We start from the raw sequence: 16,160 nt of genomic DNA on the forward strand, positions 1-16,160 counted from the left end.
AAGCCTACGAGTACTCGGCCCCGGTCGAGAGAATTCTTTCAACGGCCGTAAAGAACGCGGTATTACACCCGCCGGATGAGGGTGACGCCCTCGCGCACGGTGAGGATCACCTGCTCGACCCGCGGGTCGTCGCGCACCTTCTCGTTGAAGGCACGCAGCGCCACCGTGTCGGGCTTGTCGTCCAGGGGATTGGCCACCCCGCCGAACTGCAGGACGTTGTCGACCGCGATGACTCCGCGCTCGGCGAGCTGCGGCAGTACGGCGTCGTAGTAGGCGCCGTACCCGGCCTTGTCGGCGTCGATGAAGACGAAGTCCCAGGGCCCTTCGAGGGTCTTGAGCTGTTCCAGAGCGGGGCCGAGCCGCAGCTCGATACGGTCGGCGTACGGGGACGCGTCGAAGTGCCGACGGGCGATCTCCGCGTGCGTGGGGTCCAGCTCGCACGTCACCAGGCGGCCGTCCGGCGGGAGTTCGGCCGCCATGCTGAGCGCCGAGTACCCGGTGAAGGTGCCGATCTCCAGGATCGTGCGCGGCCGGAGCAGATGGACGAGCATCGCGAGGAGGCGGCCCTCCAGCGGGCCGACCATCATCTGCGGCAGCATGCAGACCGTGCGGGTCTCTTCGGCGAGTGCGGTCAGCAGGGGTGCTTCGTCGGTGGAGTGCGCTTCCGCGTACGCCTCGACCGTGGGCCTGACGATCATGCTGCCTCCCGGTCCGCCGTGCTGAGCAGCCAGGTGGCGAGGTCGTCCTCCTGGCCGCGGAAGTAGAAGTGGTCGCCCTGGAAGAGGCGAAAGCTGAATCCGCTGCGGGACGTCTCGGCCCATGCCTCGGACTCCTCGGGCGTGACCTCCGGGTCGCGGTCGCCCACGCAGGCGGCGACCGGGCAGGACAGCACCGCGTCAAGGCGGGGCCGGTAGCGCTCGACGAGCCGGTAGTCGGCCCTGAGGGTGGGCAGGACGACCCGGCGGACCTGGGCGTTGCCCAGCAGCAGCGAGGGGGTGGCGCCCAGCCGGGACAGCTCGTCCCAGAGTGTCTGGTCGTCCAGGTGCTTGGAGCCGGGCTTGTGGTGGCGGGGCGCGGGCCGCCCGGACGCGCACAGCATCGCCGGGCGCACGCCGTGCACGGTCTCCAGGCGCAGCGCCACCTCGTGGGCGACGGCGGCTCCCATGCTGTGCCCGAACAGGACGACGTCCCGGTCGAGGGCGGGCAGGATCGCGTCGCTGATCCGCCGTGCCAGCTCCGCCATGTCGGTGATGTGAGGTTCCTCCAGGCGGTCCTCGCGCCCGGGGTACTGCACGATGAGCGGTTCGGCCGTGGCCAGGACCCGCTTGGCCAGGGTGCGGTAGAAACTGGCCGAGCCGCCGCCGTGCGGGAACACGACGATCCGTCGCCGCGCCCCCGGTCGTGGCCAGTAGCGGCGGAACCAGGTGTCGTAGGAGGAACTTCCGGTGGTCGTCGCGGTGTTCATGTACGGGTCCTCGGAGTGGGCACGGCGGTACTGATCCGTGGAGTGGGAGCGGCCGTTGCGGCCCTCCCGGCGGGCGGGCCGTCCGTGAGGTCCGCGGCGGCCAGGACCTGTGGTGCGGGCGTGTCGCGGTGCAGCCGGACCGGTCCGAAGCGGTCGGTGATGTCGCGGGTGAGCCGGCACAGCGTCAGGTGGTACTGGCCGTCCTTGCCGGGGTCCGCGCCCTCCTCGATGTCGCGGCGCAGTGCCTGGAGCGCGCGGGCCGCCCCCTGGGGCCACAGGTCGCGCAGGATCTCCCGGTAGTCCGGGGACGTCTCGGGTCCCAGCGGCCCGGCGCTGGGGAAGCCGAAGTGCGCGGCTGCGGACTCCTCCATGCGGACGGTGTCCCGCATGTCGTGCGGCATGTGGGGGCGGGGGCTCCACAGGAGCGGGCCGTGGGTGTTGAGCAGGGTGAGGTTGCCGCCCTCGGTGTAGAGGGTGATGCGATGGAAGAGGTGGGTGTGGTTGTCGGGGTCGGCGGGGTCCATGTCGTTCTGCAGCCGCAGCGTGCACGGCACCCCGGCGACGACCCCGTCCAGACTGCGGTGGACGGGCTCCGCCGACGCCAACTGCCGTATTTCTTCGGGCATTTCGGCGACATTGCCGAGAGCCCACGGGCGCACCCCGCCGAGTGTGCGGCCCAGAATGTCGAGCAGGGTGTAGAGCACCTGGAATGCGCACGCCGCGTCGATGTGCAGGGCGCGCTGCCGGGCGAGCAGCCGACGGCCCGTCGCGATGAACCGGCGTACGGGCTCGACGTGCACATAGTGGGTGTTCAGCCGGTACGCCACCCGGTGCTCCCGTGCGGTGCGCAGGCAGTCGGTCAACTCCCGTCCATGCAACGGATGTTCCTGGAGTACGTGATGACCGCGACCCATCAGCTGTGCGGCGAGCCGGGCGCCCGGGCCGCCGTTGATGCCCGCGCCGACCACCACGCAGCAGGCCTCGACGTCCTTGGGGATCTGCTCCGGGTCGGTGAACAGCGGTACGCCGTAGTGCCGGGCGATGCGCGAGGAGCGTTCGCTGCCCCGGGCCAGGACTCCGGCCAGCTCGTACGGCGAGTCGGGTCGGGCGGTGGCCGCCAGGTAGATCCGCCCGAACTTGGTGCCGCACACCACGACTTGGGGCCGGTTCCCGACCGTCGGCGGGCTCACAGCTCGCCCTCCTCCGTGCCGCACACCTCTTCGACCGGCCGGTCGAAGACGTCGAGGGCGGACACGGCCGGCAGCGCCCTGAGCCGTTCGACGACCGGACCGGGGTCGAGGACCTCGGCCGCGTAGTGCACTCCGCCGGGCACCCTCCCGGTGAGCACGGCGGTGGTGGCGACGGCGGCGACCGTACCGGTCAGCTCGTAGGTGTCGGAGCCGCGCAGCACCAGGCTGCGCACCGCGGGGCGGCCCGCGTGCCGACCGGTCAGCTCCAGCACGAACAGCTGGTACGGGTCCCGGCCGAACAGGTCGAGGGCGGCGGCCTCCATGAGCTCCCGCGCGGCGGGTTCCAGCGCGCTCTGTCCGGACATGGCGCCCTGAAGCCGGCCGAGGGCCTTCAGCATGCGCGAGCCGCCGTCGAAGACGTTGTACCAGTCGACCGTGGTCAGGCCGAGGGCGCGGGCCAACCGCTCGACCTCGTAGCTGAGGTAGGGGTACGCGCTCACCGTGCCGGGGAAGAAAGGCAGTTCGGTGTCGGCGAGCGGGACGAGAGCGCGCAGCACGCGGGCCCCGTCCCGCCATGCAGACTGGGCCTCGCCGTAGGCGCCGCCGAGGCTGAGCAGGTAGTCCCCCGCACCGGCGGGCGTGAGCCGGTCCATGGTGCCGACGTAGCCGAGCAGCCGTTCGGGTGCGTCGACGCCCTGGGCCGCGAGCCAGCGCGGCAGCAGTCCGGTGAGGCCGGGCATCATGCCCGCGGTCAGCACGGCGGTACGGCCCCGGGCGGCCAGGTCCCGTGCGGACAGCGCCTGGTGGACCGGCTCGTCGCCACCCGCGTCGACGTAGTCGGCACCGGCGGCGAGCGCCGCCGCGGCGACCGTGTCGAGCACCCGGTAGGAGGGCCCCGCGCAGTTGACGACGATCCGGCAGTCCGCGCAGAAGGCGGTCAGGGAGGCAGGATCGGTCAGGTCAACGGCGCGGGGCTCGGCCCGGCCGCCCAGGTGCTCGGCGTACCGGGTGGCCTCGTCGAGGCGGCGGCCGCCGATCCGCACCCTCGACTCGGGGTGGGCGGCGGCGATCTCCCGCGCGGCGACCGCGCCGACCGCGCCGTAGCCGCCGAGGACAGCGATCGTCGTGGTCACGTGTGGTCCTCCTGGTGTGCGGTGAGTACGGCGGTCAGATCCGGCACGTGCTCGGCGGACAGACAGCCGAAGTGATCCCCGGCGATGTCCCGCGTCCGGAGCCGGCCCAGGCAGAGGTCGCCCCAGTACCGGGTCATGTCCGCGCGCAGCGAGGGCCACAGCGGGGTCGCGTCCCGATGGACGAGCAGGGTGATGTCACCGGTGTAGGGGTCGGCCTCGTGGTGAGCGGCCGCCTCGGCGAGCCCGCGCTGGGCGGTGTACCGCGCCCGCACCGCGTCCGGGGTGAGGCCGAGGGCAGCGGCGATCTCGGCCAGTCGGTCGGCCGCCGGCAGCGCGGCGCGGCGGGCGAACACCTCGGCCACATCGGCCAGTTCGCCGTCGAGGCGGGCCGCCGCGTCGGCGGGAACACGGCCCGGGGTCAGGGCCAGCACCGCCGCCAGGGCCGCACCTGCGCGCTGCTGGTCCGGGAAGCCCAGGGTGCGCGGATCGAGTCCGCTGCCGAGGACGAAGAGGTACTCCGCGAAGACCGGGTCCTCGACCAGTGCGGGCAGCGGATAGCTGCTGATCACGGTGAGTTCCACGTCGGCGCCGCCCTCGGTGAGCTGCCTGGCGGTCTCGGCGGCGAGCAGGGCTCCGCTGTGCGCGCCGACGAGATGGAACCGGGTGTATCCGGTGCCACGCAGCAGCCGGGCGCGGTCGTGGGCGACGCGCGCGATCAGGGCGGACGGAGCGACTTCCCCGTAGGCCGTGAGCGGGTGCGCGGCACAGGCGTCGACCAGGGGCCCGGCGTCCTCCAGGGCCTCGCACAGCTCGGCGTAGCCGCCGGTGGCGGGGAAGCCCTCGCGCTGTGGTGCCCACAGCCAGTCGTCCGCGCCGTCGGCGGGCGCGACCGGACCCGGCGCGAGGACGGCGGACAGCGGCATGTCCCGCGTCGGCTCGGGAGCGGCGGGCGACGTGCTCAGCGTCTCGGCGAGCCGGGAGACGCCGGCTCCGTTGAGGAGTTCGCGCAGCAGCTCGTCGAAGAGGGCGTGTTCCGCCTCCGGGATCTCCTCGCGCAGGCTGCCGACCAGCTGCGCCGCGAGCAGGGAGTCGCCTCCGGCCTCGTAGAACGTCTCGTTCCTGCCCACGCTCTGGGTACCGAGGACCTGGCACCACAGCGTCATGATCCGCCGCTCCAGGTCGCTCATCGGCGACGGGTCTACGGTGCGGGCCGGCTGCGCGGCCCGGCGCGAGGCGAGCCAGGACCGCAGGGTGCGGCGGTCCACCTTGCCGTTGTCGGTCAGCGGCAGTGCGTCGACGACCTGGACCTGCGCGGGGACCATCTCCTCGGGCAGCCGCTGCGCCGCGTGCGCGAGCACGTCCGCGGGACGCACCGCGGCGCGGTCCGCCTTGAACCGGGCGGCGAAGACATGCATGCCGATGGCGGAGAGCGGGTCGTCCGCCCCGGGCAGGCACAGGACGGTCTCCCCGCCGGCACCGGTGATCAGGTCGAGCCATTGGTCCCGGGCCACGAATGTCTGGTCCTTGCCCTGGCGCACGTCCTCGAAGTCACCCGCGGTGGCGTCGAAGAGAAACTCCATCGAGGTCAGGATCTGGTAGTTGTCGCGGGTCGTCTCGATGAACACGAGCCAGCCGCCGGGGGCGAGCATCTGCCGCATCCGGTCCAGGACCGTGGCGGCGTTGCGCGAGTAGTGCATGACGTTGCCGCACAGGATGACGTCGAGGGAGTTGGGCTCGATGCCCTGGGCGCGGAAGTCGTCGTTCATGTCGAACAGGGCGTAGTGGACCCACGGGAAGTCCGTGAACCGCTCGGCGGCCTTGTTGAGGAAGAACTGCGACACGTCGGTGAAGAGGTAGGAGCAGTCGGTTCCGGCCAGCCGGGGCACCGCCTCCACGCTGACACCGCCCACGCCGGCGCCGACCTCGAGCAGTCGTACGGTGCCGCGGTGCGCGCGTTCGTCGGCGATGCGGCGGACCACGGAGGTGGCGATGCGGTTGAGGTAGGAGTTGAGGAATCCCTGCGTGTAGGCGGCTTCCTGGATGTCCAGGCTGCCCTCGGGGAAAAGGAGCTGGACCGGGTCCTGTTCGTCGCGCAGGAGTTGCGGGAGGTGGGCGGTGGCCTTGCGGAAGTACGCGAGGAGTTCCGAGCCGTCCTGGGCGGAGGGCAGCAGTTCGTCGACTCGGCGCCAGGCCCGCTCGACGTCGCCGGGAGCCGCCCGGCGCAGCGCGCGGTAGCCGCCCTCGCCCGGCCGGTGTTCGAGGAACCCCTCGCGCTCCAGCGCCCCGAGCCAGCGGCGTACCAGGCGGTGGTGCTTGGCGGCCACCTTCGCGGAGGCGAGGATCTCGGCGAGCGGATGGTGGGCCTCGGAGGTCGCGAAGAGCCCGCTGTCCTGCAGGACGTCCATCATGGCGAGCAGCGCGGCCTCGTCCAACTGCCGGGCGAAGATCACGACTTGCGTCGCGTCGACGCCGGAGCGGACCTCCTCGCCCTCCTCCGCGACGGCGGACACGAGCGCGGTGCCGTCCTTTCCGGGCTGCGCGCCGGTTCCCGTGCGAGCGGTCTCCACGAATCCCACCAGCCGCCGCTCCAGGGGCCGTTCACCCTCTGCGACGACAGCGCTCGCGGCTACGGCCGGGTGGGCCTGGAGCGCCGCCTCGACCTCGGCCGCCTCGATGCGGTGGCCGCGGATCTTGACCTGCCGGTCGTCGCGGCCGAGGAACTCGATCTCACCCGAGGGCAGATAGCGGCCGAGGTCGCCGGTGCGGTAGAGGCGTTCGCCGGTGCGCGGATGGATGACGAAGCGCTCGGCGGTCTTCTCCTCGTCGTGGAAGTAGCCCGCGGCGAGCCCGGCTCCCGCGATGTGGAGATCGCCGGCGACCAGGTCGGGGCAGGGTTCGAAGTCCGCGTCGAGCACATGGAAGCGCTGGTTGGCGAGGGGCTTGCCGTACGGGATGGACCGCCAGGTGTCCGGGACCTCGCCGACCGGGTGCAGGATCGACCAGATGGACGCCTCGGTCGCCCCGCCCAGGGACACGACCTGGAGTCCGGGCGCCTTCGCGCGGATCGCGTCGGGCAGTGCTACGGGTATCCAGTCACCGGACAGCAGGGCCAGGCGCAGCCTGGGCAGCGGGGTGGGGGTGCTGCCCAAGTACTCGTTGACCATGTGGAGTTGGGCGGGCACGGAGTTCCAGAGTGTGACGCCGTGCTCGGCCAGGAGGGCGACCCAGTGGGAGGGGTCGGCGCGCCGGGCCGGGTCGGGCAGGACGAGAGCGCCGCCGGCGGCGAGGACGCCGAAGACGTCGTAGACGGAGAGATCGAAGCCCAGGTTGGCGAGGGCCAGGACGCGGTCCTCGGCGTCGATCCGGAAGCGATGGTTGATGTCGTCGATGGTGTTGACCGCACCCCGGTGCGTGATCATCACGCCCTTGGGACTGCCGGTGGAGCCCGACGTGTAGATGACGTAGGCGAGGTCGTCGGGGTCGCGCAGCCGCTCCGGGAGCCGGTCCGGCACCGGTTCCGGCGCGAGGGTGTCCACGGCGATCGCGGTGATGTCCCCGGGCAGTTCGGTGGTGCCGGACCGCACCAGGGCGTGCCGGGTCCCGGCGTCCTTGAGCATGCGCTCGCGGCGGGCGGCCGGCTGGTGGGTGTCGACAGGGATGTACACGGCGCCCGCGATCAGGGTGCCGAGCACGGCCGCGATCTGCTCCCAGCCCTTGTCCGCCACGACGGCGACGCGGTCGCCGGGCGCGCATCCGCTCTCGCGCAGCGCGCGGGCCACGGCGGCAGCGCGCGCCGCCAGTTCACCGTGGGTGAGACGGTGGGTTCCGGCGATCACTGCTGGAGCATCCGGCATGCGCAGCGCGGCGGTGAGCGCGCCCTCGTGGAGCAGCGCCTCGGGCAGCGGAGCCTCGGTGGCGTTCGCCCGGGCCCGGCTCTCCGCCTGCGCGGCGGGCAGCCGCACGGGGGCCGCGAGGTCCCAGACCTCGTCGCCGTCGGCCATGCGCTCCAACAGGTCGCGGAACGAGGCGAACATGTCCTTGACGACCGAATCGGCGAGAACGCCGTCGCGCACGTCCCAGTTGACGCCGAGCGTCCCACGGTTCTCCATCGCCTGGCAGTCGATCCACACCTGCGGGGTCTGGCTGATGCCGTGCACCAACTCCCCGTCCGGAAGCGGCTGTTCATGGCCCTGCGCAGTTGCCTGCCCGTCACTGCCGCTGTCGCGGAGCCCGATGGCGCTGGTGAAGACGACCGGCATCAGGGCCGCCTCCTGGCCCCGGCGGCGGGCGAGTTCGCGCAGCACCTCCACTCCGGAGAACAGCCGGTGGTCGAGGTCCTCGAAGAGCTGCTCCAGGACGCCGGTGGCGCGTTCGGCGAAGCTGGTGCCCTGTCGGCGGTCGACGGCGAGCAGCTCCACCGAGGTGAAGTCGCCGACGAGGGAGCCGACTTCGGGATGCAGCGGCAGCCGGTTCAGCACGGTGAGGTCCAGGGTGAACCGCCGGCGCCCGCTCCACCGGCCCACCACCTCGGCGTACGCGGCCAGGACCGCGCCGGACGGGGTGAGGCCGCGCTGGACGGCACGCTCGCGCAGGGCGCGCCAGCGGTCCGCCGCGAGGGTCAGCTGATGGCGGTGGAAGCGGGCGGGGCCCTGTGCCTTCGGACCCTCGCGCAAGGGGAGGGCGGGGGCGGGCGGCAGGTCGTCGACGCGGTCCAGCCAGTAGGCGCGGTCGCGTTCGTAGCGGGGGCCCTTACGCAGTCGGCGTTCGGCGAGCAGATAGTCGCGGAAGGTGATGGACGGTTCGGGCAGGGTGGCGTCCGGGTCGGCGTACAGGGTGCGCAGTTCGTCGAGGAGCAGATGGATGGAGACGTAGTCGGCGATCAGGAAGTCGAGCGAGAGATGCAGCAGCGCATGGTCCGCGAAGTGGCTGATCCGCAGGTCGAACAGCGGCCAGGTACCGGTCGGCAGTACCTGGTTCTCCATCTCCTCGCGCACCGCCGCGAGCGCCGCCGTACAGGCGGCGCGTGGCGCGTGGCGCAGATCGGTGACCTCGATGCGGTAGGGCGGCACGGAGGGCAGAACCCGTTGCGCCCCCTCGTCCTCGACCACGGCGCGCAGCATGTCGTGCCGGTCGACCAGCACCTGCCAGGCGGCTTCGAGGCGGGCCGGGTCGAGGCCGGCGAACCGCAGCTCACCGTAGGCGTGGCAGGCCACCGAGCCGTAGTCGAAGACGTCCCTGCGCCCCAGCAGATAGGCGGTCTGCACATCGGTGAGCGGGAACGGCGTGTGCCGCTCGGCGGGGACCGGGGTCACCGTGGCGCGCTCGCGCTCGGCCCTGAGGTGGCCGAGCACGGCGCTCTTGTGGGCGCTGAGGGTGGCACGCTGTTCGCCGGTCAGTGTGCCCAGCGGCGCACGGAAGCGAAGCTTGCCTGATTCCTCCCACAATTCGACACCACTGGCCTCCAGTTCGGCCAAGAGCCCGGCGAGGTTCATAGGACTCCTTCTTCCATGGGGATCAGGGCAGTTGCGCTGCGTAGTTCCTCGATGAGCCGGGCGAGCGCCTCGACCGTCGGCGCCGAGAACAGCCGGCGCAGGGTGAGGCGGACCCCGGTGATGCGGTGCAGTCGCTCGGTGGCGCGGGTCGCGGTGAGGCTGTCGCCGCCGAGGGCGAAGAAGCTCTCGCCGCGGCCCACCCGTTCGACCCCGAGCAGTTCGGCGAAGAGGGCGGCGACGGCGGTCTCCAGCTCTCCCCTGGGCGGCTCGTCGGCGACCGGCACCTCGTCGCCGAGGGCGGCGGCCAGCGCCGTGCGGTCGACCTTGCCGTTCGCGGTGAGCGGCAGCCGGTCCACGATCTCGACACGGTCCGGGATCATGTAGCCGGGCAGCCGCTCGGTGAGAGCGGCGCGTACGACGGCGGGTTCGGGGGCCGGTGCGCCCGCGACGGCGAACGCCACGATGCGGTGGCGGGGCCGCTCCCCCACGGTGAGGGCGACGGCCCGGGCGATCCCGGGGTGGTCCAGGAGCGCGGCCTCGATCTCGCCGAGCTCGATGCGGTGACCGCGGATCTTCACCTGGTGGTCGGCCCGGCCGAGGAACTCCAGGATGCCGCCCGGGCGGTAGCGGCCCAGGTCACCCGTGCGGTACCAGAACCGTCCCGCGTGCTCCACGAAATGCTCGGCGGTGCGCTCCGGGTCGCCGCGGTAGCCGCGGGCCACCCCGGAACCGCCGATCCACAACTCTCCCGGTACCCAGTCCGGGCAGTCCCGGCCGAGACCGTTCACCACTCGGAAGCGCTGGTTGCGCAGCGGGTGCCCGTACGGGATGGACGGCCAGCCGGGGAGCGGCTCCGCCACGGGGTAGGCGTTGGACCAGATCGCGGCCTCGGTGGCGCCGCCGAGGGCCACCAGGCGGCAGCCGGGCGCCTGGGCCGCCAGCCGTCCCGGCAGGTCGAGGCCCACCCAGTCGCCGGAGACCAGGGCGAGGCGGAGGTCGGCGAGGGCCTCTGGATGGTTCCCGCCTCCGCCTCCCCTACCGCCCCCGCCTCCCCTACCTGTCCCGTACCTGGGGGCTGCCGCGCCCGGCCCCCCGGCGGCGGCCTCGACGGCCTCGTCCTCGAACGCCGGACGGGCTGCGATCAGCAGCATGTCCAGCAGCGCGGGGACCGTGTTCCACACCGTCACACGGTGCGTGTGCAGCAGGTCCAGCCAGCGGCGCGGTTCACGGCGGTCGCGTTCGTCCACGAGGACGAGGGCGCCGCCGGCCGAGAGGAGGCCGAAGATGTCGTACACGGAGAGGTCGAAGTCGAGGGCGGAGAGGGCGAGTACGCGGTCGTCGGGTCCGACGCCGAAGCGTTCGCCGATGTCCTCGACCGTGTTCACGGCGGCGCGATGGGTGGTCTCCACGCCCTTGGGTTCGCCGGTGGAGCCCGAGGTGAAGATGGTGTACGCGAGGTCCGTGTCCTTGACGGAGACCGGTGCGCGCAGGGCCGGTCCTGCCGTACGGGCGACCTCGGTGTCCAGGGTGCGCAAGCCGTCAGGCCATTGCGTACGGGCGATCAGGTCGGCGTCGGTCAGCACGGCCACGGCTCCGGAGCGGCGCAGGATGCGGTCGCGGCGGGCCGGCGGCTGGTCCACCCCGACCGGCACATAGAAGGCGCCCGCGGCGAGGGTGCCCAGCACGGCGGTGATCTGGTCGGGCCCCTTGGGCAGGGTGACCGCCACCGGGTCGCCGGGTTGTACGCCCGCGGCCCGCAGCGCACCGCCGACCCGCAGTGCCCGCCGGGCGAGCTCGCCGTGGTCCAGCCGGCCGCCCCGCCACAGCAGCGCGGGCCTGCCGGGGTCCGCCGCGGCCCGGGTGAAGAAGGGCTCGTGCAGCAGCCGCCCGCTCATGGGTGCGTCCGTGGCGTTCACGGCGGCGCGCACCACCGCCTGATCGGCGGGGAGTTCGGGGTGGTGGGGCCGGTTCCAGTCGGTTCGGGCGAGGCTGTCGAGGAGCCCCTCGTAGGCGGCGAACATGGTGGGCAGAAGACCGGCGGGGAACAGCTCCTCCACGGCGTCCCAGTTCACCGAGATGCCGCCGTCACGTTCCACGACCTGGCAGTCGAGCCACACCTGCGGCGTCTGGGACAGCCCGTGCACCTGCTCGCCGAAGGGCATGGTGAGATCCGCGAGCCGGTCGGACACACCGAGAGTGCTGGTGAAGACCACCGGCATCGCGACTTCCATGGTTCCGTCGCGCTGGGCGAGTTCGCGCAGCACCCACAGCGCCGAGACGGAGCTGTGCTGCAGCCCCTCCCAGATCTGCTGCTGGAAGCGGCGCGCCGAGCCCGCCCAGCTCTCCCCCGCCCGCGGCCGGTGGCCGACCAGCAGCAGCGAGGTGAAGTCGCCGACGATGTTGTTGATGTCGGGGTGGACCTCGCGTCGGTCGAACAGCGTGAGGTTGAGGGTGACGTCGGGCTGTGCGCTCCAGGCGGAGAGCACGTCGGCGAACGCGGTGGCGAGTACCGCCGAGGGCGTGAGTCCCGCGGCGCGGGCCGCTTCCGTGATCGCCCGCCAGGTCCTGGGCGGGACGATGAACTCCCGTCGGGTGAACCGGGGCTGGTCGATCCTCTCCGGGTCGACGGCGAGCGGGAGCGCGGGGGCTGGCGGCAGCGTGGGCAGCCTGCCGGTCCAGTACTCCTTGTCCCCGGCGAGTTCCTCGGGGTCCGGGGCGGCCTGGAGGACGTAGTCGCGGAACGAGACGTCGACGGGCGGGAGTTGGGCCCCGGGGTCCTCGTAGAGCCGGGACAGTTCCCAGAACAGGGTCATGATGCTCAGCGCGTCGAGCACGATGTAGTCGAAGCCGAACGAGATACGGGTCCGCTCGCCGTCGTAGCGGGTGGCCGCGACATGAAAGAGCGGCCAGCTGCTCACGTCGAAGACCCGGTGGTCGAGAGCCGCGCGCTGCGCCCGCAGGGCCTCTTCGGAGCGGCCGGGCGGCGCGTCGGTGACGTCGAGGACGAAGCGCGGGACCTCGGGCAGGATGCGCTGGTTGCCGTCGTCGTCGAAGACGGCCCGCATCATCTCGTGCCGCTCGACCAGCCGGTTCCAGCAGTTCTCCAGCCGCTCCAGGTCCACCTCTCGGCCGTCGAACTCCCAGTACCAGTACGACCCGACACCGCCCAACGTGAAGTCCGCGCCGCGGCCCAGCCAGTAGGCGCGCTGCACGTCGGTGGCGGGGAACGGCTCGTGACGCCGGTCGGGGTCGGCGGTGACGAGCGGCAACCGGGTGGGCCGGCCGAGGACGAGCCCGGCGGCGAAGTCACGCAGGGCCGGGGCGGCGAACAGTCGGCCCAGGTCGGCCCCGTGCAGCCCGGCCGCCCGCAGCCGGGTCAGCAGCCGGGTGGCGAGCAGGCTGTCCCCGCCGAGCACGAAGAAGCCGTCCGCGCGTCCCACTCGTTCGATGCCGAGCAACTCAGCCCACAGTTCGGCCACTTGCTGCTCCACCGGGCCCTGCGGGGCCTCGTGCTCGACGGCCGACTCGGCGCCGTCCCGGACCTCGCCGGCGAGCAGTGTCCGCAGGGCGCCCCGGTCCACCTTTCCGTTGGCGTTCAGCGGCAGCGCGTCCAGCACCTTGAACCGGTCGGGGACCATGGCGGACGGCAGACGCCGAGCGAGATGCTCGCGCAGGACCTCCGGCCATGGCTGCGGCGGGGGTTCCGCCGGCCGCACAGACGGCTCTGCCGCCCGCGTCGGAGACCCCTCCGCCGCCCGCCGCGCAGACGGCTCCTCGCCCCTCAGTACCACCGCCGCAGCCAGCCGTGGCGCGGGTCCGCCCACTGCGACCACCGCGGCCGCGGCCACCGCGGGGTGCTCCTTGAGCGCGGCCTCGATCTCGCCGGGCTCGATCCGGTGGCCCCGGATCTTCAGCTGGAAGTCGGCCCGGCCGAGGAACTCCAGGCAGCCGTCGGGCCAGTAGCGTGCCAGATCGCCGGTGCGGTACCAGCGCAGCCCGGCGCGCTCCACGAACCGGTCGGCGGTGCGCTCCGGATCCCCGCGGTAGCCGGCGGCCACCGAGGCGCCGCCGATCCACAGCTCGCCCGGCACCCAGTCCGGGCAGTCGCGACCGCGCGGGTCGACGACCCGGCAGCGCTGGTTGGGCAGCGGCACGCCGTACGGCACCGAAGTCCACTCCACGGGAGCCCGGGCGACCTCCTGGACCGTGGAGTGGATCGCGGTCTCCGTGGTGCCGCCGAGCCCGGCGAACCGTACGGAGGGGAACACCTGCCCGGCCCGCTCGGGCAGATCCGCACCCACCCGGTCGCCGCCGAGCAGGACCACCCTCACTCCGGCCGTGGCCCCGGCTCCCTCGGCCGCCTCCAGGAGCATCTCCAGCAGCGTCGGCACGCAGTTGACGACCGTGGCACCACGGCCGCGGACGAGGTCGAGCCACACCTGTGCGTCGCGCCGCTCCTCCTGCCGTACGCAGACCACGGCTCCCCCGGCCGAGAGGGGGCCGAAGATGTCGTACACGGACAGGTCGAAGTCGAGCGCCGAGACGGCGAGGCTCCGGTCGTCGGGGCCGATGCCGAAGCGTTCGTTGAGGGCCAGCACGGTGTTCACGGCGCTGCGGTGGGAGACCTCCACGCCCTTGGGCTCGCCGGTGGAACCGGAGGTGTAGATGACGTACGCGATCCGGGCCGGCGGCACGGCGCAGGGCTCCGGCAGCGGGGACGCCAATCGGGCCTGGCCGATGGTCTGTTCGGTCACGGTGAGGCAGGCGCCGCAGGACGCGGCGATCCTGGCCCGGCGGTGCTCGGGCTGGTCGACACCCACCGGGACGTAGGTACCCCCGGCCGCGAGCACGCCGAGTACGGCGACGATCTGGTCCGGGCCCTTGGGCAGCGTGACCATCACGGCGTCGCCCGGGCTCAGCCCCTGGGAGCGCAGCAGTCCGGCGAGCCTCAGGGCGCGTTCGGCGAGCTCGCCCCGGCTGAGCGAACCGTCCGCCCAGAGCAGCGCGGGCCGCCCCGGGTCGGCCGAGGCGGCGGCGAAGAAGGGGGCGTGCAGGGTCCGCGCGGGGTACGTCCGGTCGGTGGCGTTGACGGTGGCGCGGGTGTCGCGCTGGGCCGGCGGCAACAGGTCGGGCATCGGGTCGGTCCAGCGCGCGACCGGGTCGGTCAGCCGGTCGAGCAGGGTGCGACAGGCCGCGAACATGCCGTCCACGACGCCGTCGGGGAACAGCGCCTCGACGGCCTCCCAGTTGAGCTGGATGCCGCCGTCGTGTTCCACCACCTGAAGGTCCATCCACACCTGCGGGGTCTGGGAACCGAGCCACACCGGCTCGCCGAGCACCTGACGCACCTCCTTCTCGAACAGTTCGCCCATGCTCAGCGCCGAGGTGAAGACCACTGGGGCGAGCGCGGCACCGGGGCGGACGCGCGACAGGGCGCGCAGCACGTCGGTGCCGGAGAAGTCGCTGTGCGCGGCCGCCTCGCGGAACTCCGACTGCACCCGGCGGGCCCGGTCGGCGAAGGACTCCTCGCGGGTGGCGTCGACGTCGAGCAGCAGCAGGCTGGTGAAGTCGCCCACCATCGCGGGGACTTCGGGGTGCAGGGGCTCGCGGTCGAACAGCGGGAGGTTCAGCAGGAACCGCTTCTCCGTGCTCCAGGCCGCGAGGGTCTCGGCGTAGCAGGTGGCCAGCACCATGGACGGGCTCAGACCGTGCTCGCGGGCGCGGGCGGACAGCACTTCGCGCCGCTCGGGCGGCAGCCAGTGGGTGCGGCGGGTGGTGCGGGGGTGGTCGAGGCGCTCCGGGGGTCCGGCGAGTGGGAGTTGGGGGCCGCCGGGCAGGGTGTCGAGGCGCCCGGTCCAGTAGGCGCGGTCGCGCTGGTGGTTCCGGGGCGGCCGGGCGGTGCGGTCGGCCAGGTAGCGCGGATAGCTGTAGCCGAGCGGGGCCGGCTGCCCGCCGGGGTGTGCGTAGAAACGCGCGAGGTCGGCGAGGGCGATCCGGAAGCTGAGCGCGTCGCAGACCAGCATGTCGACGTCGATGTGCACACGGCCGGTGCCGTCCGGCAGGAGGCTGAGCCGGACGTCGAGCACCTGGCCGCCCGCGACGTCCAGCTTCTGGTGGGAGAGCCGCTCGCGCAGCCGGTCCAGTTCGGCCCGGGCGGCCTGCTCGGTGTCGCCGCGCAGGTCGTGCACGGTCCCGAGACCGGTCGGCCGGTCGGTGATCCGCTGGGTGCCGTCGGGCAGGAAGCGGGCGCGGAACATGGCGTGGTGAGTGGTCAGCGCGCGCACCGCCGCGTCGAGCCGTACGGGGTCGAGCGCGGGTCCGTCGAACTCGAAGTAGAAGTGACCGGCCACGCCACCGAGCACCTGTCCGTCGCCGCGGCCCACCCAGTAGGCGTGCTGCATCGGGGCGAGGGTGAAGGGGGCCGACTCGTCGAACGGGGAGGCCTCCTCGGTGAGTTCCTCGACTGATGCCGACACAGCTTCGCCGCCCGATGCCGGTGCAGAGTTGTCGACTGATGCCGGCACAGCGCCGTCGACCGATGCCGATACAGAGCCGTCGCCGGACACGGGCACCGAGCCGTCGGCAGATACCGGCACAGCGCCGTCGCCAGATACAGGCACAGCGCCGTCGGTCGGCGCTGTGGCGGCGTCACCCGTATGCCCGTTGTGGCCGGTACGCCCGTCCACGAGGGCCCACCAGTCACCCAGCCGCGGCTGCTCGACCAGGTCGCCGAACCTGATCTCCGCGCCCTGCCTGCGCCATTCGCCGGCCAGCCGCATGATGCCCATCGAATCCAGGCCCAGGGAGGTCAGGTCGTCCTGGTCGCCGATGCTTTCGGGCGCTTCGTCGAGCAGTTCGGCGACAGCCCTGCGCATTCCCT

At 72.8% G+C, this 16,160-nt stretch carries 6 protein-coding genes; all 6 read right to left on the minus strand.

The genetic code is table 11. The features are described 5' to 3' along the window. Positions 1-62: 62 nt before the first annotated feature. The 6 genes from ACIBK0_RS26765 to ACIBK0_RS26790 are packed head-to-tail and all read right to left on the minus strand — an operon-like array spanning position 63 to position 16,155. On the minus strand, positions 63-698 hold the full coding sequence (locus tag ACIBK0_RS26765; RefSeq protein ID WP_399084994.1) for an O-methyltransferase: 636 nt from the start codon (positions 696-698) through the stop codon (positions 63-65). Continuing rightward, positions 695-1,465: a thioesterase II family protein gene (locus tag ACIBK0_RS26770; protein ID WP_399084997.1), complete on the minus strand. Its 771-nt coding sequence runs from the start codon at positions 1,463-1,465 to the stop codon at positions 695-697. The genes ACIBK0_RS26765 and ACIBK0_RS26770 overlap by 4 nt, the downstream gene beginning before the upstream one ends. Continuing rightward, positions 1,462-2,655 (minus strand): Gfo/Idh/MocA family oxidoreductase, encoded by a 1,194-nt coding sequence (locus ACIBK0_RS26775; protein WP_399084999.1) that lies wholly within the window; start codon positions 2,653-2,655, stop codon positions 1,462-1,464. The genes ACIBK0_RS26770 and ACIBK0_RS26775 overlap by 4 nt, the downstream gene beginning before the upstream one ends. After that, on the minus strand, positions 2,652-3,788 hold the full coding sequence (locus tag ACIBK0_RS26780; RefSeq protein WP_399085002.1) for a saccharopine dehydrogenase NADP-binding domain-containing protein: 1,137 nt from the start codon (positions 3,786-3,788) through the stop codon (positions 2,652-2,654). The genes ACIBK0_RS26775 and ACIBK0_RS26780 overlap by 4 nt, the downstream gene beginning before the upstream one ends. Next, the gene (locus tag ACIBK0_RS26785) at positions 3,785-9,280 is read right to left on the minus strand and encodes an amino acid adenylation domain-containing protein (RefSeq protein ID WP_399085006.1); all 5,496 of its coding nucleotides are present in this window, start codon (positions 9,278-9,280) and stop codon (positions 3,785-3,787) included. Before ACIBK0_RS26785 ends, ACIBK0_RS26780 begins: the two co-directional genes overlap by 4 nt. After that, entirely contained in the window at positions 9,277-16,155 is a 6,879-nt protein-coding gene (locus ACIBK0_RS26790; RefSeq protein WP_399085009.1) for an amino acid adenylation domain-containing protein, read from the minus strand. Before ACIBK0_RS26790 ends, ACIBK0_RS26785 begins: the two co-directional genes overlap by 4 nt. Between the last annotated feature and the right edge of the window lie 5 nt (positions 16,156-16,160).

Origin of the sequence: Streptomyces sp. NPDC050564 (assembly GCF_044457265.1) — a bacterium.
In the GTDB taxonomy this organism is placed as follows: domain Bacteria; phylum Actinomycetota; class Actinomycetes; order Streptomycetales; family Streptomycetaceae; genus Streptomyces.